20 protein-coding genes are annotated in these 19830 nt (G+C 42.4%); 9 read left to right on the forward strand and 11 right to left on the reverse strand.

The window, feature by feature from the left end; translation table 11 throughout:
* Nucleotides 1–131 precede the first annotated feature (131 nt).
* Genes ACJJIM_RS13645 through ACJJIM_RS13655 form a run of 3 tightly spaced genes read left to right on the forward strand, consistent with a single transcriptional unit; the run spans nt 132 to nt 3786 of the window.
* Entirely contained in the window at nt 132–617 is a 486-nt protein-coding gene (locus ACJJIM_RS13645) for a hypothetical protein (RefSeq protein WP_444911227.1), read from the forward strand.
* 58 nt (nt 618–675) lie between these two features.
* Nucleotides 676–2460 (forward strand): hypothetical protein, encoded by a 1785-nt coding sequence (locus ACJJIM_RS13650; protein ID WP_444911228.1) that lies wholly within the window; start codon nt 676–678, stop codon nt 2458–2460.
* 57 nt (nt 2461–2517) lie between these two features.
* Nucleotides 2518–3786 (forward strand): HupE/UreJ family protein, encoded by a 1269-nt coding sequence (locus tag ACJJIM_RS13655; protein WP_444911229.1) that lies wholly within the window; start codon nt 2518–2520, stop codon nt 3784–3786.
* Between the two features lie 171 nt (nt 3787–3957).
* Here the strand turns inward: ACJJIM_RS13655 and ACJJIM_RS13660 are convergent, their stop codons facing one another.
* Together ACJJIM_RS13660 and ACJJIM_RS13665 are read right to left on the reverse strand one after the other, a co-directional pair.
* Entirely contained in the window at nt 3958–4359 is a 402-nt protein-coding gene (locus ACJJIM_RS13660) for a GFA family protein (RefSeq protein WP_444911230.1), read from the reverse strand.
* A 534-nt stretch (nt 4360–4893) separates the two neighbouring features.
* On the reverse strand, nt 4894–5742 hold the full coding sequence (locus ACJJIM_RS13665) for a hypothetical protein (RefSeq protein WP_444911231.1): 849 nt from the start codon (nt 5740–5742) through the stop codon (nt 4894–4896).
* Nucleotides 5743–6657: 915 nt separating this feature from the next.
* On the opposite strand from ACJJIM_RS13665, the gene ACJJIM_RS13670 reads away from it, so the two are divergent.
* The 3 genes from ACJJIM_RS13670 to ACJJIM_RS13680 are packed head-to-tail and all read left to right on the forward strand — an operon-like array spanning nt 6658 to nt 10015.
* Entirely contained in the window at nt 6658–8067 is a 1410-nt protein-coding gene (locus ACJJIM_RS13670; RefSeq protein ID WP_444911232.1) for a S41 family peptidase, read from the forward strand.
* A 9-nt stretch (nt 8068–8076) separates the two neighbouring features.
* Complete coding sequence (locus ACJJIM_RS13675; protein ID WP_444911233.1) at nt 8077–8760, forward strand: response regulator transcription factor; 684 nt, start codon at nt 8077–8079, stop codon at nt 8758–8760.
* Nucleotides 8753–10015 carry a sensor histidine kinase gene (locus ACJJIM_RS13680; protein ID WP_444911234.1) on the forward strand — a complete coding sequence of 421 codons (1263 nt, stop codon included), beginning with the start codon at nt 8753–8755 and terminating at the stop codon, nt 10013–10015. Before ACJJIM_RS13675 ends, ACJJIM_RS13680 begins: the two co-directional genes overlap by 8 nt.
* Nucleotides 10016–10429: 414 nt before the next feature.
* Here ACJJIM_RS13680 and ACJJIM_RS13685 read toward each other — a convergent pair whose 3' ends face one another.
* The 4 genes from ACJJIM_RS13685 to ACJJIM_RS13700 all read right to left on the reverse strand — a co-directional run bounded on the left by ACJJIM_RS13685 (nt 10430) and on the right by ACJJIM_RS13700 (nt 13312).
* On the reverse strand, nt 10430–10693 hold the full coding sequence (locus ACJJIM_RS13685) for an MOSC domain-containing protein (RefSeq protein ID WP_444913397.1): 264 nt from the start codon (nt 10691–10693) through the stop codon (nt 10430–10432).
* Between the two features lie 97 nt (nt 10694–10790).
* Nucleotides 10791–11363 (reverse strand): NAD(P)H-dependent oxidoreductase, encoded by a 573-nt coding sequence (locus tag ACJJIM_RS13690; protein ID WP_444911235.1) that lies wholly within the window; start codon nt 11361–11363, stop codon nt 10791–10793.
* Between the two features lie 36 nt (nt 11364–11399).
* Nucleotides 11400–11777 (reverse strand): MerR family transcriptional regulator, encoded by a 378-nt coding sequence (locus tag ACJJIM_RS13695; protein WP_413662780.1) that lies wholly within the window; start codon nt 11775–11777, stop codon nt 11400–11402.
* 452 nt (nt 11778–12229) lie between these two features.
* Nucleotides 12230–13312: an NAD(P)/FAD-dependent oxidoreductase gene (locus tag ACJJIM_RS13700; protein ID WP_444911236.1), complete on the reverse strand. Its 1083-nt coding sequence runs from the start codon at nt 13310–13312 to the stop codon at nt 12230–12232.
* Between the two features lie 208 nt (nt 13313–13520).
* Between ACJJIM_RS13700 and ACJJIM_RS13705 the strand changes: the two genes are divergently transcribed.
* Both ACJJIM_RS13705 and ACJJIM_RS13710 read left to right on the forward strand, forming a co-directional pair.
* Nucleotides 13521–13769 (forward strand): hypothetical protein, encoded by a 249-nt coding sequence (locus ACJJIM_RS13705; protein ID WP_444911237.1) that lies wholly within the window; start codon nt 13521–13523, stop codon nt 13767–13769.
* Between the two features lie 12 nt (nt 13770–13781).
* Nucleotides 13782–14663: a LysR family transcriptional regulator gene (locus ACJJIM_RS13710; protein ID WP_444911238.1), complete on the forward strand. Its 882-nt coding sequence runs from the start codon at nt 13782–13784 to the stop codon at nt 14661–14663.
* A 499-nt stretch (nt 14664–15162) separates the two neighbouring features.
* Here the strand turns inward: ACJJIM_RS13710 and ltrA are convergent, their stop codons facing one another.
* Entirely contained in the window at nt 15163–16461 is a 1299-nt protein-coding gene (gene ltrA / locus ACJJIM_RS13715; RefSeq protein ID WP_413662121.1) for a group II intron reverse transcriptase/maturase, read from the reverse strand.
* Nucleotides 16462–17182: 721 nt separating this feature from the next.
* On the opposite strand from ltrA, the gene csrA reads away from it, so the two are divergent.
* A complete protein-coding gene (gene csrA / locus ACJJIM_RS13720) occupies nt 17183–17347 on the forward strand; it encodes a carbon storage regulator CsrA (RefSeq protein WP_413662783.1) in 165 nt (54 codons plus the stop codon).
* Nucleotides 17348–17513: 166 nt separating this feature from the next.
* Here the strand turns inward: csrA and ACJJIM_RS13725 are convergent, their stop codons facing one another.
* The 4 genes from ACJJIM_RS13725 to ACJJIM_RS13740 all read right to left on the reverse strand — a co-directional run bounded on the left by ACJJIM_RS13725 (nt 17514) and on the right by ACJJIM_RS13740 (nt 19803).
* The gene (locus tag ACJJIM_RS13725; protein WP_413662784.1) at nt 17514–18092 is read right to left on the reverse strand and encodes a dienelactone hydrolase family protein; all 579 of its coding nucleotides are present in this window, start codon (nt 18090–18092) and stop codon (nt 17514–17516) included.
* Between the two features lie 57 nt (nt 18093–18149).
* A complete protein-coding gene (locus ACJJIM_RS13730) occupies nt 18150–18620 on the reverse strand; it encodes an N-acetyltransferase (RefSeq protein ID WP_444911239.1) in 471 nt (156 codons plus the stop codon).
* Nucleotides 18621–18821: 201 nt separating this feature from the next.
* Complete coding sequence (locus tag ACJJIM_RS13735) at nt 18822–19442, reverse strand: TrmH family RNA methyltransferase (RefSeq protein ID WP_444911240.1); 621 nt, start codon at nt 19440–19442, stop codon at nt 18822–18824.
* Between the two features lie 55 nt (nt 19443–19497).
* A complete protein-coding gene (locus ACJJIM_RS13740; RefSeq protein ID WP_444911241.1) occupies nt 19498–19803 on the reverse strand; it encodes a hypothetical protein in 306 nt (101 codons plus the stop codon).
* Nucleotides 19804–19830 lie beyond the last annotated feature (27 nt).

Below are 19830 nucleotides of genomic sequence, written 5' to 3' on the forward strand. Positions count from 1 at the left end.
TGGCAACACCAACTTATTCAAGTTTCAAAACGAAACTCCACGCCATACCAACCTACCCTCATATTGTGACTTGAATCATCAACTAAGCTGCCTAAAGGCATAAAACCCATAAGTAAACTCTGTACAAGAAGATGATTCCGACTAAACCCCTATTGCAGCGTTTCAGTATTACTCTTCTGTTACTGGCATCCGGATTCAGTGATGCTCTCTGGTCTCAAGAACTACAAAAGAAAAATACGACTTCGGCAATCGGGGACGCTTACTTGCCCGGCACTCGTATAGCCTCCCCTCGCCAAAAGCAAGCCACCACCTACTTCCTGCCAGCATTGAGTAACAGCGACAAATTAACTTTTCATGTCGAGCATTTGCTCAGCAACCACATTGGCGATCTCGACGCCCTCAGAATGGAATGGGCCATCAGTAACCGGCAAGTGAAATTTCCGACCTGGGACCCCAGCAGTACAAAGGCGGAGTCCGAAAAGTTACCAGCTGCCCCTACTGAGGTTGTATTCATACCTACCATTTATGGCGGAAAAGTAATTTATAAAAAGCTGATTGAGAAAATCTACGGGGAAGTCAATGCAGCCTTCGGTACTAATCTTGAAGCACCAGACTAAATTAACCCCCCTTCAAAAACGAATAATGTGCAACTGATCAACTCTGCTCAAGCAACACATGACTCCCAAAGCGAAATTTTATTTATCATTCGACAAAATACTTATCAGCCTGGCCCTGATACTATTCAACAGTACATTATCAACAACCAGCAAGGCTGATTTCATCAGTTTAAGTGGCGCAGAGACCGCCAACAATATTGCGGAGATTGATATACAAAAAAATATCCTAAACATTAGATTCGAGATATCAGCAAGCGATGCCAAACTATTTTGGCCAGGAATTGAAGATACACCAGACATTTATCGACTGGCCCAATCGGCAAAAACCCAGCAATCTTTCGATTTTCAAGTACTCTCTGGAAACAAGAGCATTAAGCCCAAAGTCATCTCAATTCGAGTAGCCCAGAGGAAACCTAGAATTTCCCCTTTTGCTGGGCAAACCGATCCCCGCACCGGCATAAAAATGCCGGATTTCCCAGCAGATAAAAAGATTCTTTTAACTCAGCTGAAATATCCTATCGGTGGACTTTCAGACCTGCAACTAAAACCACCCATCGGTAGTGACAAGCTGGCATCCGTGACAATTGGCTTTACCAGTCGCCACGGGCAAACACCTATCAGCGGCTTTCACTACCTATCCCAACCTGAGCCACTCATTATCGACTGGAAAGACCCATGGAATACACATTTTAAGAACACCGACATTAGTCGGCATAATCGCTACCCTCTAATGTCTTTCCTCTACGTAGAGCCCCGCCAGATACGCCATGAGATACTCGTGCGCACCAAGGACTTACTGGAGTGGACCAATCACCCTTTTGATGCCTGGCAACCATTAACACCAGAAAGTAAGGCCTTCCTGCACCACACAGTACGCAGCTATCTAAATAATAAAAATCCAACTTCTATTGATCAGTCGCCCTCACAGCCGAATAGCATTGAGACTGTTTTTCTCCGCGCAAATAATAGCGGGTACTCACAGATTTCAGAGAATGACACTATTGAAATGGGCTCAGTGATGATTGGCTACCGGGAAAAATTTTCCATCGATGCACTGCCCCAGAGTGTTACCGTAGACTGGAATATATTCACCGATACGATCAACTCCGTTCCCACCCTTATTCAGGACCCCACAGGCCCATTCCCCACCCATGTAATTCCCTCATTTCCTGATATTCAGTGGCACAACTACCTATACGATTACCGACCTCCAAATAGCGATCCACTCGTAATAGAAACCCCTAGTTTGGCGGTCCCTATGGCTATCCTATTTTCATTTCTTATTATTACGATAATTGTATTGACGCTATCCACCAAACACTCACTTTTAGGCCGCAAGGGTTCAACTATTATCTATACCGCCATAATAATCTCAGCTGGCGCTTTGTACCTCAATCTTCCAGAAGAATACCTGGTAAACCTCCCAGGAACCGCTAAAAAACGGGACTTGGGCCAAGTAACAGAACAGCTACTGTTAAAAGTTGCAGCCGCATTTAAAGAACCTCTACCGATCAATCTGGAATTAAAGCTAAAAAACCTGATTACCAAGGAAGGCTTCGAAAGTACCTATGCAAATCTGGCACAAATTTATCGCCCCCAAACAACGAGTGGTGGCTTGGGATCAATCAGTACTATTACAAATCTTAAAGTCGAGTACTCCAGCCAAATTAACCTGAATGGCAATAAAGGGTTCCGATTGATTACAAGTTGGCAGGCGGTAGTAGAGGACCGAAGCTGGGGACACTTTGAACAAAGATCGCAAGAAACCCGGGCCAATATCGCAATTATCCAGTCTGATAACCACTGGAAAATCGCTGGATTTACTCCCCTATCCGTGCGGTAAGAATAAAATAGAGAAATAGTTAGGGCCATGAAAAACAGCACATACAGGTTCCCCGCAATGCTTGTTCTATACCTCCTCATGTCCAGCATCAGCGGGCAAGCACAAGCGCATTTCCTTCTCAACCTCAATGTACGGATTTTCCATATAGAGCACACAGCCAGTGGTGCCAACCTATATATGAGAGTGCCTATGCCCTATTTACTGGCAGATAAAGCAGGAAAGGGGCGCGACCCCTATACAGGCAAACTCCCACAACCCGCCCCATATACCAAAAACTCCTTGGATCAAGGTGACCTGGTCCATTATGTGGATTTCCAGCAGCTGGAGCTAGCGCCTCTAGGACTCGGTAGTATTGCAGAGAGCGCCACTTTTCTCCGCAATACTGACATGCAAATAAAAGGCGATGTAAAAGCCGTGCGCCTGTATCGGATAGGGAATGAACCGGATTTTGCAACGCTGGAGGAGGCACAGCAGGCATTTATGCAGCAATACTTTCCTGAAGATACCAATCAAAGGTTGTATGTGGGCGACACCTTGGTTGATATTCAGATTTACTACCCTCTGGAAGCTCCCCTTGGTGAATACCAACTATCCAGCTCTCTTAACCCCGGCCTCCCCAACCAGGAAGACACCGCAAACCTGGTGCTGGATTACAACCCAGGTAAGACCCAGGTATTTCGCTCACGCGGTCTTATGCAAAAGCCACTACTGATTACCCACTCCTCAATAGACGCTGTAAAGACTTTTCTGGCGGAGGGCATGGCCCATATCCTGAAGGGGTTGGACCACGTGTTGTTTGTACTCTGCCTAAGCCTCGGTGCACTCAGCCTACCCCTACTCTTGTGGCGCGCTACCGGCTTTACCATCGGTCACAGTATCACCCTCTCAGCCGGATTCTTTGGCTTTGTTCCCACAGTCAGCTGGTTTGTGCCTATGGTAGAAACCGGTATCGCCCTATCCATAATCTATATGGCCTGGATATCACTACACAGGGAAGACACTAAGATCACAGGCAGCGAAAGTACAATTTTTATCGGCACCTGCATGCTCGGCCTGCTCCATGGCCTGGGTTTTTCATTTTTATTACATGAAATACTCCAAGTTGATTCCCCAAATATCTGGCAAAGCCTCTTGGCCTTCAACCTGGGAATAGAAGCCGGGCAAGTACTCATAATTCTTGCCATATGGCCCCTTACCTATTTGGCCAGTCGATGGAAAAAGGAGTGGGAAATCCGGATACGTTATTCTGTTGCTGGACTCTGTAGCGCAATTGCTTTTATATGGACATTAGATAGAGGATATGAGCTTGTTTCGGCAATTTTCTGAACAGGAGAATGAGTTATCTCTCTGGCTATTACAGCCGAGATAATACACCTAAAAATGCCTTGTATTCTCAAGCTCCAGAAACAAAACTCACTCCAAAATTAACCTCCCTGCCACTACACACGTAATAATGAGTAAAAATATAAAGCGCAATAAACCAGGACGTTAAATAATTTAAGATTCAAACCCCTTGGGATGCTGCTTCCCGGCGTCACCTATTACTTCCCAAGAGGCCTTTGAGTCAACCCATAAATGATGAACCACTTTTAGATTCTCGTTACCATCCACCAAGCTTCCTGCAGGAATGTAAGTATTTAAAGAATCATTCTCTCCGGGCAGAGTCGAACCGCAAGTAGCACAAAAATTTGTATGCCAATCATGCCCGGGCTTAGACCAGTACTTAAGGTTCTCCTTACCTTTAACCCAACTAAACTTCTCGGTAGGCACAATAGCTACAGTAATAGCGCCACTCCCTGTGGAACGACGACAGATTGAACAGTGGCACATATATAAATCTGTGAGGGATTCTTGTATCTCATAAGCTATCTCTCCACAATTGCATTCACCTTTAGTCAAAAAGACACTCCTTTTTTAGTAATAGAAAGATACAAAGCCCACATATCTGAGACATCTATATCACCTTGTATAGATTTTAACCGATCATGGAGCCCCAAAAGAGCATCTATTCGCACTGAACAATCCCTCCAGCTAATTTTAACTCCGGTATTAGCTATCTGTTCTACAACAAATGTCTCAGACTGAACTTCCGCTCCAAATAGATAAAAGGTTATCAGAAAGAACAGGCTTTTGTGGTGCGCATATCTATTTGCACAAACCTTTATCTAACCTGATTTCTCTCAACATAGATTCAAGTTTTCGGTAGCAAGTGGCTAATAGAGGCTGAGTTGAGCAATATATAAAAGTGAGCGCCAGCACACTTAGTGTGGTGCTCACCTTCTCACTTGGTGAAAGGATTCTATACAACTTAACAAGTTGCTGCGGGATCAACCGGGGCTTCATGTATCGTGAAGACCGGAAATATCATTAAAGAATTTAAATTTAGCAACATGATGATAGATACAGAGAACTAGGCGTAGCTTAGTGTAAATTTTATTTAGGCCTAAGGGCCTCAATAAACTTCGCATCTACCCACATTATTTCAAAATTCGGTGGAGTACAACGCCGACAGTAGAAAAGGTATTTCCCATCGGGCGTTACATATCCACCACCATCTTCCCCCTCTGTATTGATCTTATCACCGAAGTTAATAGCCGCACCCCATGAGCCATCTTGTTGACGAAAACTGATGTACATATCGCTATCACCATATCCACCCTCTCTTTCACTATCCCAGATAATGTAGGACTCATCAGGGGCAATAAACGGATGAGCAGTCCACTTGCCTGTATTTATCTGCTCTCCAAAAGGTTTTGGCGCTTCACGCTTACCATCTAACAGACGCGAATAGCGAAGAATACCATCTCCATTTGAACCTACTTCATCAAATACAAACGTTCCTTTTGCAGAAGCCGTAAGGCGCATGATACGAAAGTCTTCAAATAGTGGCCCCATGGTTTTAGGTTCTGACCAACCATTGTCAGTGCGCTCTCTATATCGATTTCTAGAATACATTATTTGACCATCAGGTGAGATAGAGCCACCCCAGGCCACCTCCGATTCATACCAGCGATTACCCTCAAGCTTAAATACAACCTTCGAAGACTCGCCACTTTGGTGATATCTTCTTGTAACGTAGTACTCCTGCATATCAGGCGTGAAGTAGCCACCCCAATCCCGATACTCTTTCGAGGGATTAGGAGCGAATAACTTTGGAGTTAACCCAGGAGGTTTCTGTCCAAGATAGGGCCCCTCAAGAGCTGTCGGTGTATCCTGACTATAACTGTGAACACTCAAAATTAGGAGTGAGAGTAGAGCAATTGAAATACAAAGGTGCCTCATGACATATCCTTGCTTAAACATGAAGTAATAAGCAACCAATGTATCTATTCAGGCTTTATAAGACCTGACGTCCATATGAATTTTGTCTGATTCTTGTGAGAAGAGGTGTGATCCGCCGACTATTTGTATGAAATATACACAAAAGCGACTCTATAGCGAAGGTTCAGACCTCCCTCTTGCCCTCCATATATACTGACCTTGCGGCTCATTTAGTATTGCCAATCCACACTGAGCACTCAGTTACAGAGAGAGTTATCGGGACACGACGATCTTAAATTTATAGATACACCCTCAGATATCCACCTATTCGCTGTAAGTAAATCCACAAGTCTGTCCAAAAGAATAGATGATGATGGAAACTATGGAGTAACGAGCACTATTTTCTAATATCAATCGAATGATCAATTTTTATTCTGCGGGATTAAGATTGAGCGATACTATAGCCCCAATAGCTACTGCACTTTCTACCAGATAGACATAAACCTGGTAGAAAATACACTCAATTAGATACATTGCATGAAACACACTTTCTTAGATCTCTACCTATTGAAGTGAGAGCGCTTTCCTTGGTGGGAGGCTTGGTAAGTGATGTCTAGAGGTTGGATTGGGAGAAAGAACCCTGGGCGTTAGGTTCCTAGAACTAGACAAGCTATTGAATTTACAACATTTTATCAGCTCCGGTGTCAATACTCTATTTGCTGGGTTTCCAGAACTGCTCCTGGGGTTGTAACTTACCCAAATAACAGAGATGCAATGCCAAACAAACTACCTGCCTTTAGCTGACGCAAGTTGAACTGGGTGTTTAACTAGGCCTGTTGAGTTAATGGAATAGCTTCTAGCTTTGCTATTACGTAGCTTGACAGAATCTTCACAACCCCATTGTTAAGCTGCTCATTTCAAACTTGAGTTTTCGAAATGAAAAGGTTATATCAAATTTGTTTTTTTCTGGTAAGTTCAGTATTGGTTATTGCTTGTAACTCATCACATCTAGAGATTTTTCCTGAGTTAACAGACAGCTCTTTGTTGGAAAAAAAATTAACTGTTGCTGAAATGCGAGAAGATGTGGAGGCATTCTACTTGGGGGCTTTAGAAAGACATCCGGCACTAGATCATTATACCGATTTGCAGGAGCTGGAAGAAGCGGTGAGAGACTTACAGCTACAAATCTCTGATTCTATGAATCGACTCCATTTCTATCGAATTGTAGGGCAACTGGCGCACAAGTTTAATGATGGTCATTCTTTTCTGATATGGCCTTATCAGGAGTATGAAAAACTTATAGCCAGTGGCAAAAAGCCCTTTCCATTGGCTGTTACTTTAACTCCTGATGGTAGTATCGTAACAAAGAATACGTATATAAATGGTAGGCAATCAGTGCCGGCAGGGGCAAGAATTACAGGAATTAATGGTCAAAGTATTCAAACCTTGATGGATCATATGCAGAAGTTTGCAGGTGGGGAGTCTCGCTTTCTAAGAGAGCAAATTATTACTAAACGGTTTGGTGTAATGTTATGGGCTGTCTTTGGGTTTATTGACGATTTTGAATTGAAATGGCAGGAGCCTGTAAGCCGATCCAATCATACTACCCAGTTACTTTCCAAACAAAACTGGCACCTTCAAGATGAAATTATCAATGGCAGGCAGGACTTCTATTTTAAAGTCATATCAGATGACACTGCTTATCTTCATATAGGCAGCTTTGATGTAGGATTGGACTGGTTTAGCAAGTTTATCGATCAAGCTTTTACTGATATCAAAAATAGAAAAATTACATGCTTGATTATCGATTTGCGCGAAAACTTAGGGGGTAATACTGATAGCGCCACCTATTTATTAAGCTATATTGCCCACAAAGAGTTTCGTATGATTTCTTATATGACAGAAAAATTGAATCAACAAAATCGAGGGCTTTTTAACTATAAGGGAAAAGCTGGAGAATTGATTCAATACGACTGGGATGAATGGCACCGCCCCATAGATAATAATAACTTATTTGAAGGAGAAGTTTATATACTGATTAGCCCGGTTACTTATTCTGCTGCTATCGTATTTTCTAGTGCGGCTCAAGATCATCGATTTGCTACATTGATTGGTCAGAAAACGGAAGGCTACTCTAACCAAACTGCGCAAGGTAACTTGTTTAATTTGCCACATTCACAATTGAGGGCTTATATCACTACACGCAAGCTGGTAAGGCCCAATGGGGACAATAAAGTTAGCGGTGTAATACCAGATATCCCAGTAACTCCGAATGCAGAAGCTATCGCTGCCGGATATGACTTGGCCATCAACAAAGTGTTATCTTTACGAAATAGTGCTGACTAAGAGGTAATCATGAGCCTGACAGCTTTATTAATTGAAGACAATACAGACATCGCTTGCCAGGTGTGCGACTTTTTAGAGCAACAACTGTTCCAGGTAGACTATGCCAGTAGTGGCAAGATGGGGTATAGCCTGTTTCAACAACATCAATATGATGTAGTATTGCTGGACTTAATGTTGCCTGATATTGATGGTATTAAGTTATGCCGACAGATCAAAACTAATTATGAAGTGAATACCCCGGTGTTGATGCTCACCGCTAGAGATAGTATTTATGACAAAGGGATTGGTTTTGAAGCTGGTGCTGATGATTATCTAACCAAGCCATTTTCATTGGAAGAGGTGGCTATGCGGTGTAAGGCCTTATATCGTCGACATAACCTTTATCGATCTCAAATCCTTAATATTGGAGAATTGTGTATTGATATACGCCAGCATAAAGCTACCCGCCGAGGGCAGACTCTAAAGCTCAGTCGTACAGACTTCAAACTACTATTGTTACTCGCCAAGGCGTTCCCTCAAGCTATGACCCGCTCTGAACTATTAAGTAAAATTTGGGGAGATAATTTTCCTGATAGTGATGTATTACGATCACATATCTATATATTGAGAAGTATATTGGATAAGCCTTTTTCATATAACATGCTAAAAAATATTCATGGGGTTGGATATAAATTAGATGTGCCATATGAATAACCCAGCTCAGTGGCCAAAGAAAGGCATACAGCAGCGCACCTTGTATTTAATTGCAATTTACTCAATTTTTTTGGGTTTGCTTTATAGTCTTGTAATAGTGGCTTATGCTTGGGTAGTAGAAGATAATATTTTTAATAGATTAGTCAATAATGAGGCCATATATCTCAAGGAAGTCTATAAATCATCGGGAGAAATTACAACTCCAAGATTGCAGTTTATTCAGTTGTATGGAAGTAGAAGTGCTTTGCCAGGTAATATTCCTGTTTTGCTAGAGCAAGATCCAGAAAGAGTTGAATTTGTATTAGATCGAGGCCCAACTCTCCATATCAAACCAGTAATTCTGGGGGAGCTGGAAATGGTATTAGTTGCAGACATTTCCGCTTACGAAGTTAGTACTGATTTTCTACCAGAAGTAACGATATGGCTATCATTGATGCTTGTGTTACTCGTAGTTTTAGGTTTATTGCTGGCCTTCTGGGTATCAAGTTATACTTTAAAGCCTCTACAATCTCTTGCTTATGCAATCTCAAGAAGTAAGCAGCAGCCCATTTCGCCGGGCTTCGCCAGAGCTTACCCTAAAGATGAAATAGGTTATTTGGCAAAGACTTTTGAAGATACCTTATTGTATAAACAAGTCATCTTAAAGCGTGAGTCCGACTTTACTCGGGACATTAGTCATGAACTCAGAACTCCATTGAGTGTATTACGTAATATTATTAGCAAAGTAGCTGGTACTGGCAGAATATCTTTAATGGAGATTGAGAGACTACAAAAATCTTCATCAGAGATGCAAAGAACTATATCAACTCTGCTGGCTCTGGCAAGGCAGGAGTCACTGGAACGCCAGGAGGTAAGCTTATTGTTTGTACTTGAAAAATCGATATTAAATCATGTACAAGCAAGCCCTGATAGCCTTTTAACTTTTGAACTTCAGGTTTCTGCTGAAGAAAAGGTGCGAGCTAATGAAAATTTGTTGCTGCACCTTTTTACTAACCTCATAGAAAATGCAGATCATTACGCCAGCGACCATAAATTGAGCATTAAATTTTCACAAGGAAATTTACATTTTTCGAATAATATTGATGAGATTCAGCAGAAGTTGATAAAAGATCCTTTTACTGAAAGTGCAAAAAACAAACATAGTTCCGGCTTGGGGCAAGGGCTGTACTTAGTAAAGCGTATTTGTGAAATGTGTTCTTGGCAAGCACGGTATCAATGCGCTCAAAGCAGATTTGAAATAATTATCAAAACTTAAAGGCGTTAACTATTAATGGCCACTCCACTCTCTCAAGTTGGATGCCCCAAGGTAGCAGTGACTCATAACCCTCAACGGATTGACAGTGAGGAATCTGCTCAAGCAACTTGACGTAATACATTTAGGGGGCAAGGCCGTGCATCTTGGCAGTGCAAATCAATCTGAAGTGCAGGCATAATGCTTTAGCGCCATTGACCAAAGATACAAACAGGAAGGTCTTACGAGCCATCACAAAACTGCTTATCTAATCAATCCTCTTCAGGCGTCTTTCCACTTTTTCTCGCCACTCTTGGGAGAGGGGCCGCAATTGATGGACGGCCTCAAGTACTTGTTTGCTAAAAGCATACTCCTTATCAAATAAGGCTCTAAACATGGCATTTACACTGACAGAACCAGGTGCCTCAGCAACTTTACTTAGTTTTTTTCTTGTCCTATATAACCTTCCTCAAGCACCCTAAAATACACACCAGTGTTGAAGTAATCTTTAAATAATTTAACGGTATTATCATTATCTAAAGCCATATTGAGTTTAAAACATGGAATTCTTGGCTGACTTACCTCGAGGAGACAATCGCCTATGCTAAGTTGGTCGCCGATAAAGACTTCATCTTCGATAAGCCCAGAGACTGTCAAATTTTCCCCGAAAGTTCCATAGGGTAAATGGCTTTTATACAGGATTTGTTGCCAATAATCATAACTATTGAAGTTAAGGTATCGTCAAGTGTATTGGTTGTCGTTAGGAAGTCATAACTAACATAGATTGATTTGTTCTAGGCTAAATACAGCTAGCACCAAGTGCTTTAACAGTTTTCAACCAGGAGTCCTGTTGTTTCTTATCAGACATAATCATTGAACCAAATAAACTAACCTCTGCTTTCGAGAAGCCGCAGTATTGAAGAGTAAATCGATCAAGCTGCTCTAATACTGGCTTTGCTTGTTCTTCTAAATATTCTGTAGGGGCATCCATTGTCAAAATTATTCTTGATGTTTTGCCTTTAAGAAGTTGTATCGGTTCTGCACTACCACTCTCAAATTTAAAGGTAATTCCGGGAAGAAAAGATCGATCAATCAAGCCTTTAAGCTTTCCTGGCAATCCGCCCCACCAAATAGGCGACACCACAACAATATGCTGTGCCCATTTAAGAGCCTCTTGAAATTCAGATAGACAATCCTCCAATACTTGATAGTCATCGTACCCAAACTCTAAATTCGAATTGAAGTCCATTTCCGACAGGTTATATCGTCGAACATTAGTCTGTCTCTTTGCTTCAGACTCATAGACATCGCTCAACTGCTTAACAAAACTGTTCTTCTTTGGATTGCCATTTATAAGTAGGATATTTTTCATCTCGTCATACTATTGCTTAAAGACATGATGAAAAGTCTACCGTCTCCCCTTAAGGGGAGGGTCAAGGCTTTTATGACAGGAATCTATAGACGCAATACATTGATCAACCTTTTCAGCTTTATTAGAAAGTGATTCCAATTCAGCCTCAATTTTTCTTTTTACTTTCTTCAGAAAGACACTGATTCGAGCCCAATCAACCTCTCCATTATGGTATCGAATAACATCCTTCAACTCAGCCAAAGTCACCCCAAGTACTTTGGCTTCTGAGATCAAAGTAAGAATTTCAACATCTTCTGCTGTATAGACTCTATATCTGCCCTGCCTTTTAGGAACGGCAATGAGGCCTTTTTCCTCATAAAATCTTATCGCTTTTACAGTGAGATTCGTCCTTCTTGACACCTCTCCTATAAACATACAGACCTCCTACCTATGCTCAATTTCCCATTCAGATTACAGCCTATGAAAAATATTCATCACACGAAAGGAGCCGTCCATAAGTTTGGACCTTCACCAGCCCTTACGGGTGCCCCGTAGAACCCCATAAGAGCGGGAACTCACTTCTTACATTTTCATGCTTTCGGCATAAACATTACGTTGAAGAAAGTAAATACGCAATACCGCAAATTAAGAAGAAAAGGCCACCTGGTTTCCTGTAATCAATTCAGAGGGGGGAACCTACCTACGCAAATAAACTACTACTAATGGCAGTAACACCTCTATGCCGCCTCATACGCATCTGGCAAGTATGGCTAGTATCTGGACTACCTCTTACTTAATTTTCAATGGCCAGTGAGAATGTCTACTCAAAGGAACCTTAAAGACTAGTAGATTTTCATCAGAGATACTCTACTGCATATCAAAAAGCTCTAGCTAAGTAAGTCTGGAGTTGTACCGCTCGCTTTAAGCATATGGCCTATCCCCATGTCTTTTTGTTTTAAGTTAACGAATAGCTTTGAGGTAAATACACCAAAGGGCATTTGAGCTACACCAGTCTCTGTACCGGTCGGTGTAACAATGGCATAACTAGGTGTTTTATAAGGCTTAACCTTTTTACCTTTGGCTTGATTAATGATAACGCTCGCTAAGATGCCTCCTTGAACGTTTGCTATATAGCCGTGCTTATTTTCATCCAGAGTAGAGCAATCACCTATCGCATAAAGGTTAGAATAACCCCTAACTCGCATATATTCGTCCACTTTAATTAATCCCATCTTATCTAACACACCGGGTAATTCTGTTTTCAGAAACTCGGTATTTGGCGACATACCTACACATTCATAAACCAAGTCTGCCTTGAAAGTTTCTTGAGTATTCATAGAACGGTAAATTGCACCTTCCTTAACTAGCCGGGTATTGAGATGTACGCTAACACCCTTAGCCGCAAGCTGTTCTAGCGCCTTGTTCTGAGTTTTAGGCTTAAGATGGCCAAGTAGTACATCTTTAGAATGGACTAACGTCACGGTTTTATTGGGATAAGCGCTGCTAATTTCCCCGGCCAGCTCCACGCCAACCGTACCGCCTCCTACAATCAAAACTGACTGAGATTTCGACAGTATTTTTTGCTCATTCCGCATTTCTTGCTCACGCTCGGAAATTGTATAAGCTGATGTAGATTTAGCTATCGGCAAGGTTGGGTAGCGGCTGCCTGTCGCGATAACTGCCCGCTTAAAGTAAATCTCTAATCCATTCGATGACTTTGCTATCCGGTCATCCATGGAAACCACATCTGCTTGAACAAAATCACTCTGAATAAAGTCACGATAATACTTACGTGGATTAGCAGTCAGTAAGCTAGGAGCTATCGCATTACGCAATGTGGCAAAGGTCACTTCAAAATGGTCCTTTCGATCAACCAACACCACCTGCATACCCTGCTTAGCTAACTTTTGGGCCACAGAAACACCAGCAAAGCCTCCGCCAACGATTAACACGTCTGTCCGTTTGATCATAACTCGCCTCAATATCGTCCAAATGTTCGGATAAAGCGCGACCGTTCGCAATGCCTCACGAACAGGTCACTTCTTGATAGGGAGATAAGGATAAAGTTAGACTTAAGCTAATGATATTAACTATAATCTAACCTCTTGTTAGCTTTTGACTAACATGTTGGTTTAGCTGATATCGGGTGATGATACCGCGCAGGTATGTAGTAAAAAGGTGTATGCAGACTCCCAGCTTCTGCTGGCAGAAGAAAAACAAATAGCTGGTTTACGTTACTCATTCAAAATGATCAGCGGTGTTGATGCTGTCCAGTTTGCAAGCACTGGCAAATGGTATCAAGTGCAGATTACTCATGTTGTCAGCACAACAGAAAAGATGCTTCACAAAAGAAAGCCAGTTAATGGCTATTTTCAGTTTAAGATCCTCAAATATGCTGCATCAGAAACTTACCTATATTTTCTCTAAGCTCACGCCACTATGACTTTGGAACAATTACGATATTTTAAGGCGATAGTTGAAGGTGGCTCGCTAAAAGCTGCTGCCCAAACACTTCACCGAACACAGCCCACTATAAGCGCCGCCATCAAGAAATTAGAGGCGGACCTCAATCTACAATTGTTTGATCGGGACCAATACAGGAGCACACTCACAGCTGACGGCAAAGCCCTGTATGAACAATCCAAACATGTACTAGCTGAAGCCCACTCGTTTGAGAGCTTAGCTAAACAGCTAGTCGCAGGAGAAGAACTGGAAGTAGGTATTGCGTTTACTTCCGCCATACCAGTCGGCCCAATACTCAGCGCAATCCGTCAGTGCAAAATTGAGTACCCAAAAACACGCTTGGAGGTCTATTCCGAAAATGGCCTTGGGCCACTGGACTTATTGAAGGGAGGCCAGGTTTCCATAGCTATTATTCCGTGGACTGAAACTTACGACCAGCTTGAATCCATTCATCTAATGAATATGAAATTCATTTCTGTGATCGCTGGCGACTCTCCCCTACTTACCCAATACGAGGAAGTCCCAAGGCAGATTATGCTACGCCATCCCCAGGTGATCATCAGTGGTAGGAAGTCATCCACTAAAACCTACGGGGTGCTTGAAGGGGGCGATCAATGGAGAGTCAACGATTTTCCAACTAAAAAAGAAATTATTCTTCAAGGTATGGGTTGGGGTACGCTACCAGAACATATGATAGAAGCGGAGCTTGAACAGGGCTTATTATCTCCCATTGCAGTGGAAGGGATCCCAAAACCGCAAGAACTGGAAGTACGCGTGGCAAGACAAGCTTCTAATCCAATGGGCCCCGTAGCAAGTTACCTTTGGCAATTATTCCTAAAGCTTCAGGGTTTTCATTAAAAAACACTTACGATATTTCGACCAAAATTTTTCAGATTCTTTATGTTTAATATATAGATTCTAAGAATTTGAAGCTGACCTACCAGGTGCTTGTATTTTACGAGAGAAACTCTTTGGTTGAGCTTCATCACACTAGCGCATAGGTAAATAAAAGGCGCTTAAATTATCCTATTAGAAACAATTAAGTTTGTTTCCATATCAAAGATGCGTAAAATCGATAGATCTCTATTAATATTTTGTTATTTTTGGTTGGGCTTGATTCGGCTCTCACCTAAATAGAAGTACCAGAACTTCCTAAACGATCTATTTCTTCAAGAGGAGAACGGTAGCGAGATATAAGAATAAGTAAAAGGCGCTGACCCAAGGTGCTACCAACACCCGGGGCCAGCTAACCAAATTGATACCATAATTATCAAAAGTCGAGTAGACCAAAGGAACTTCCCCTTCGACCTCTCACAGAACCGTACGTGAACCTCTCAATTCATACGGCTCTTCGTATTCAGCACATTTTCAATCTTCCCATTCTCCAGTGTGCAAACAAGCCGCGCATTTGTTGACGAACCTTTCCAATAAAGGCCCAACTCTTGAAACAGCTTCGCTTCAGATGCTTAAACTTCTTCCTAGCCCAACGCATCAGCGTTTGATCAAGATACTTCTGTAACCGATAAACACCATATCTCCGCCCAAAGTGACCATAATAGTTCAGCCAACCCTGTATTGCGGGATTAAGTACCTTTGCCATTTCAGATAGTGATCGATCCACCCAGTTAATCACACGCCACTGCCTAACCTTATCCTTGATCCTCTTGAAAGCTTTAGGGCTCATTGAAGGACTAAATGCGGTGAAGATCTGTCCTTGGCGATTCCTTGCTTTTCTGGGACCAAATCGAAACCCCAGAAAGTCAAAGTGGATCACTGGGTGGGAGTCTTTACGATTACTATTCTTGCAATAGACCTTGCGCGTTTTCTCTGGATGAGCCTCAAGCCCGCAGGTAGCCAGGCGTGCTTTTAGAGCCGCCAGTAAGCGATCCGCCTCACGAGGATTACGACAATGGTAAACAGCATCATCCGCGTAACGCTCAAAAGGAATATCTCTGTGCGTTCTCACCATCCAGGCGTCCAGCGTGTAGTGCAAAAACAAGTTTGCCAGTAGCGGGCTGATTACACCCCCTTGTGGAGTACCTTGTGTTCGCTCTTCAAGCTGTCCGTCCCGATGTTGTACTGGAGCCGTTAACCAGCGCTGTACATAGAGTCTGACCCACCGATGATTATTATGTTTATCTAATGCCCTCAGCAGAAGTTCGTGATTAATATTGTCAAAGAAACCTTTGATATCTAAATCAACTACCCAGATTCTATCCCAGCATCGTTGTCGAGCTCGACGCACTGCGTCTATAGCAGATTTGCCTGGCCGATAGCCGTAGGAGTCAGGGTGAAATACCTTCTCCAATTCTGGCTCCAGCAGTTGCTTAGCCACCATTTGTGCAATGCGATCTTCGATTGTGGGGATACCCAGTGGTCGCAGGCTGCCATCGAGTTTCGGAATATCCACTCGTTTGACGGCTGATGGAAAATAGCTGCCAGATGACATCCGATTCCATAGCTTGTAAAGGTTTTTGACGAGACTCGATTCGTATTGCTCTATCGTTATCTCATCAATCCCCGCTCCGCCGCCATTAGCCTTGATCTGCTTCCACGCTTCCCAAACCGCTCGCTTGGGAATATTGAATGGCTTTGCGCTAATCGTTAATTCCTCCCCATCTGGGTTGATTACACGGTTAGTCGCCGAATACGACAACCCCTTCGCTCCACGTCCATTACAGCCGCTTCTCCACTACTACGGGTTGTTCCGCCCCTGTGACCAGTCTTGGTACTCAACGTCTTGTAGGGCCTCTACTTGACGCTCTTCCTTAACACCTGGACGACAGGTTCTCCTGTTCCACCCAAAAGCCTGCTGTGTGTTCACGCCACCTCTATGCCGGATGCCACTCGGTCGGTAAACAGGTAACCTCCAAGCTTATCCCCGCACTTAGCCAGTGCACGGGTTTTGACATCATCTTGGTAATACGCTTTCGACACCTCATCAGTGGTTCATTTGCATTCGTCTCTACACAACATACCTGACGTATCTCGTACGCCTTTTCCTCAATCGCTTCTAACCAAAGCTCTTTACTCCGATCACCTTGAGGCGGTTTGTTACCACTTCCTGCAAAGCGATAACGGAGGGCCGACCTCCATCTCCTGGATAGCACGTATTTTTTTATTTATAAAAAAATAAATAAAAAAAAAATACTCAGGACGCACTGGCTATATGCATCATACGCTAGATACCCGCTCGTCTTCAATAAAGTGGTGTACATTCAGCAGCTTGAGGCGTGTCCCCAAGCCCTGGGAGCGTTGCGCTCGCCTTTTCTTCTTCTATGCTTATCGCTCTCGTGCTCCCCCTCTTCTAGCCGCTTCTTTCAATACTCACCCAAGAGAACGCCCTTTCTTGTAGCTTGTATCAATAGGAAACGAATATGTTGATGTTGAAACGCCGAATAGGTGAAAGCCTACGAATCGGCACCAAAGTTTCGGTTAAGGTATTAGAGGTTAAAGGCAATCAAGTGAAGATGGGGATACATGCCCCCAGATCCGTACCTGTTCATCGAGAAGAAATATATAGGCGCATCCAAAAGGAATAGATGGTGAAGTGTCGAAGCCGTTGAGAAGCAAATGTTCGGTCTTCCCAGCGGCTTTCCAGTTAGTCTATGACCTTTAGAAAGGCCTCGGTTAGCTAAATACTTGCACAAACTAACCAACAACAACTGTCTCTATGTGATATTTTTCAAACTCCAATACGAACTGCACTCAACTGAAACCTTTACAGATGGGGTCATTGAAGGGCGTATTACATACTATCTGCTTGTATTTAGCATAAGATTCTGCATTATAATTTCTGGAATGGGGATTCATAAAGCCATGAAGGTAAGTGGAATGATGAACCTCCACTTGCTCTTTCTGCTTCAACGTCTGCATGACCTCTGATACAGAAAAGTGAGGCTCCATCGCCGGGAATATCAAGCGCGTAGGAAATATAGGATCAATTTTGACGTAATGGCGAACTTGTGAACTATAAAATAAAATTGCCCCTGAAACATTACTCAAAGCTTGATGATCAGATAATCTCCATATGGCCGATGCACCAATACTAAAACCTACTAAACTCACATGACCAAATGATGCGCTGATTCGTTCTGATAATTTTTCAACGTATTTATCGAGCCCAACCTTTGATGTAAAGTGTGAATACGCCTCAACTTCACAATCGAAATTCATCAATTCTGAATTATACGGATCAACTATCTCTACACTACCAGGAAGATCAGCTGCAAATCGCTCTAACGCTTTTGTACGACCAAAAATATCTGAAACCAAAATCCAAGCCATAGTTTATTTTTTCATATAACAAGAAAGAAACGATACACCGACCAGTTATAGTTTAATCTATACATATTTATCGAGTTCGATACAGTATGTCGTAAAACATCGACCCAACAGCTCAGTTTTATGTACTGTTTTGGATATTCTTTTCAAAGCTCTGTATTCTGGCCTACTGTCAAGCAAATGACACACCATTTCCTTATGCCCTAACTCCTTAGCCCAACCGATCATTGTTTTGAATACCGAGAGTCCAGAACCCCAAAACTGTTGAGATATGACAACGGCCATCTCAAAGCCGCTATCGTCAGGTTGAATACCACACCACCCAGCTAATACTCCACCGATGTAAATTAGTCGAACACGGCACCCAGGCAGGGAGTCTACTTCTAACTTAGACTTGATCCACCCATTAAGGCTTTGGTCATCAAAATATTCATGTTTAATTAAGTGCTCCCTAAGTGAATCCTCATTGAGTACAGCTAACAGCTCACCTCGATTCGCTTGGGTTAGTTCCTTAAACTCTATTCTGCTCATATTAAAGTAACTTTGACCTTATCGTTTTGGGGTGCTTTTAAGGACGAAATAATTTTTGCTTGTTTTATAAGTTACCCAAGAGTAATTGCGACCGAAAGGTAGGTGCCTATTCAATAAGGAAAGTTTCTTAACCCATTTGAGGAAAAGAATGCAGCCACCGTGTAAAAAACACACAAATAGGACATCAACTTCATCGTTCTATTAGTCGCTACGGTTTGCTCTCTTGTACTTTTCCTGGTATTCACGGCGCTGCTTAGTAACTTCATACAATACAATTCCAGAAGTTGTTCCGAGGTTCAAGCTTTCAATCATTCCAAACATTGGAATGGATACGCAGAAAGCGCTATTTTCGACTGCTAGATCACTTATACCTCTAGATTCGTTACCAAACCAAACAGCCAGTTTTGGCTGAGTGTAATCAGCCTCATGCAATATAAAGTTGTTTTTTCCTTTTACATGGGGAGAGGTGACAATCGAGATAAATCCGTTGTTCACCAAATGATCCAGGCATTCTTTGGTACTATCAAAACGCTTTACGAAACTCCATTTGATCGCAGAGACAGACGGTTTTGAGAGTGATTTCCTTTCTCTCATTTCCTGCCAGTCATCGGGTATTAGGTTGCGTGGATCAATAATATACGTTTTTTCAACACCCAATGCATTGACGTTTCTAATGACTGCTCCAATGTTCTTCATATCCATTGGACACTCGAGAACAGCTATCAGATTTTTACAACGATAAGGCTTAATTTCATCGGCTCTTTTTCGAGCATCACTTTTATCAATTTTCATATTCTCGAAGATCTCAGGAAATTTATTCACTCCTAACGTCCAAATATGGGTCATTATTCAGGAGCAAAGCCTAAACTTGTTACATTTACTTTACACCACTACCCATGGGCTTTATAGGTTGTGGCATATGAATTGGTTTTTTGTATTGAGAAATTACACTTTTAAGGTTTTTATTTTCTTTTGTGAGAGTCTTGATCGCTTCGTTATATACTTTATCAGCCTCTTCCCTTTCGGCAATAAGCCTTTGCAACTCTTTATCTTTACTATCAATCGATGCTTGGAGGATTCCAATTTTTTCGGAGAGGACATGATTACGTCGGATGAGGAACCAGCAAAGTGGAGCCAGTCCGCCAGCTATCAATGTAATGATGTAGACTGCAGGATTTTCCATAGTGACTCACGTTTAATGAATGTAGTG

Source organism: Microbulbifer maximicatervae (SeqCode), assembly GCF_052467615.1.

What these genes read in the sequence shown, in the direction of transcription:
- ACJJIM_RS13645 (WP_444911227.1), top strand. Translation starts at nt 132, where the DNA reads ATGATTCCGACTAAACCCCTATTGCAGCGTTTCAGTATTACTCTTCTG.
- ACJJIM_RS13650 (WP_444911228.1), top strand. Translation starts at nt 676, where the DNA reads ATGACTCCCAAAGCGAAATTTTATTTATCATTCGACAAAATACTTATC.
- ACJJIM_RS13655 (WP_444911229.1), top strand. Translation starts at nt 2,518, where the DNA reads ATGCTTGTTCTATACCTCCTCATGTCCAGCATCAGCGGGCAAGCACAA.
- ACJJIM_RS13665 (WP_444911231.1), bottom strand. Translation starts at nt 5,742, where the DNA reads ATGAGGCACCTTTGTATTTCAATTGCTCTACTCTCACTCCTAATTTTG.
- ACJJIM_RS13670 (WP_444911232.1), top strand. Translation starts at nt 6,658, where the DNA reads ATGAAAAGGTTATATCAAATTTGTTTTTTTCTGGTAAGTTCAGTATTG.
- ACJJIM_RS13675 (WP_444911233.1), top strand. Translation starts at nt 8,077, where the DNA reads ATGAGCCTGACAGCTTTATTAATTGAAGACAATACAGACATCGCTTGC.
- ACJJIM_RS13680 (WP_444911234.1), top strand. Translation starts at nt 8,753, where the DNA reads ATGAATAACCCAGCTCAGTGGCCAAAGAAAGGCATACAGCAGCGCACC.
- ACJJIM_RS13690 (WP_444911235.1), bottom strand. Translation starts at nt 11,363, where the DNA reads ATGAAAAATATCCTACTTATAAATGGCAATCCAAAGAAGAACAGTTTT.
- ACJJIM_RS13695 (WP_413662780.1), bottom strand. Translation starts at nt 11,777, where the DNA reads ATGTTTATAGGAGAGGTGTCAAGAAGGACGAATCTCACTGTAAAAGCG.
- ACJJIM_RS13700 (WP_444911236.1), bottom strand. Translation starts at nt 13,312, where the DNA reads ATGATCAAACGGACAGACGTGTTAATCGTTGGCGGAGGCTTTGCTGGT.
- ACJJIM_RS13710 (WP_444911238.1), top strand. Translation starts at nt 13,782, where the DNA reads ATGACTTTGGAACAATTACGATATTTTAAGGCGATAGTTGAAGGTGGC.
- csrA (WP_413662783.1), top strand. Translation starts at nt 17,183, where the DNA reads ATGTTGATGTTGAAACGCCGAATAGGTGAAAGCCTACGAATCGGCACC.
- ACJJIM_RS13725 (WP_413662784.1), bottom strand. Translation starts at nt 18,092, where the DNA reads ATGGCTTGGATTTTGGTTTCAGATATTTTTGGTCGTACAAAAGCGTTA.
- ACJJIM_RS13730 (WP_444911239.1), bottom strand. Translation starts at nt 18,620, where the DNA reads ATGAGCAGAATAGAGTTTAAGGAACTAACCCAAGCGAATCGAGGTGAG.
- ACJJIM_RS13740 (WP_444911241.1), bottom strand. Translation starts at nt 19,803, where the DNA reads ATGGAAAATCCTGCAGTCTACATCATTACATTGATAGCTGGCGGACTG.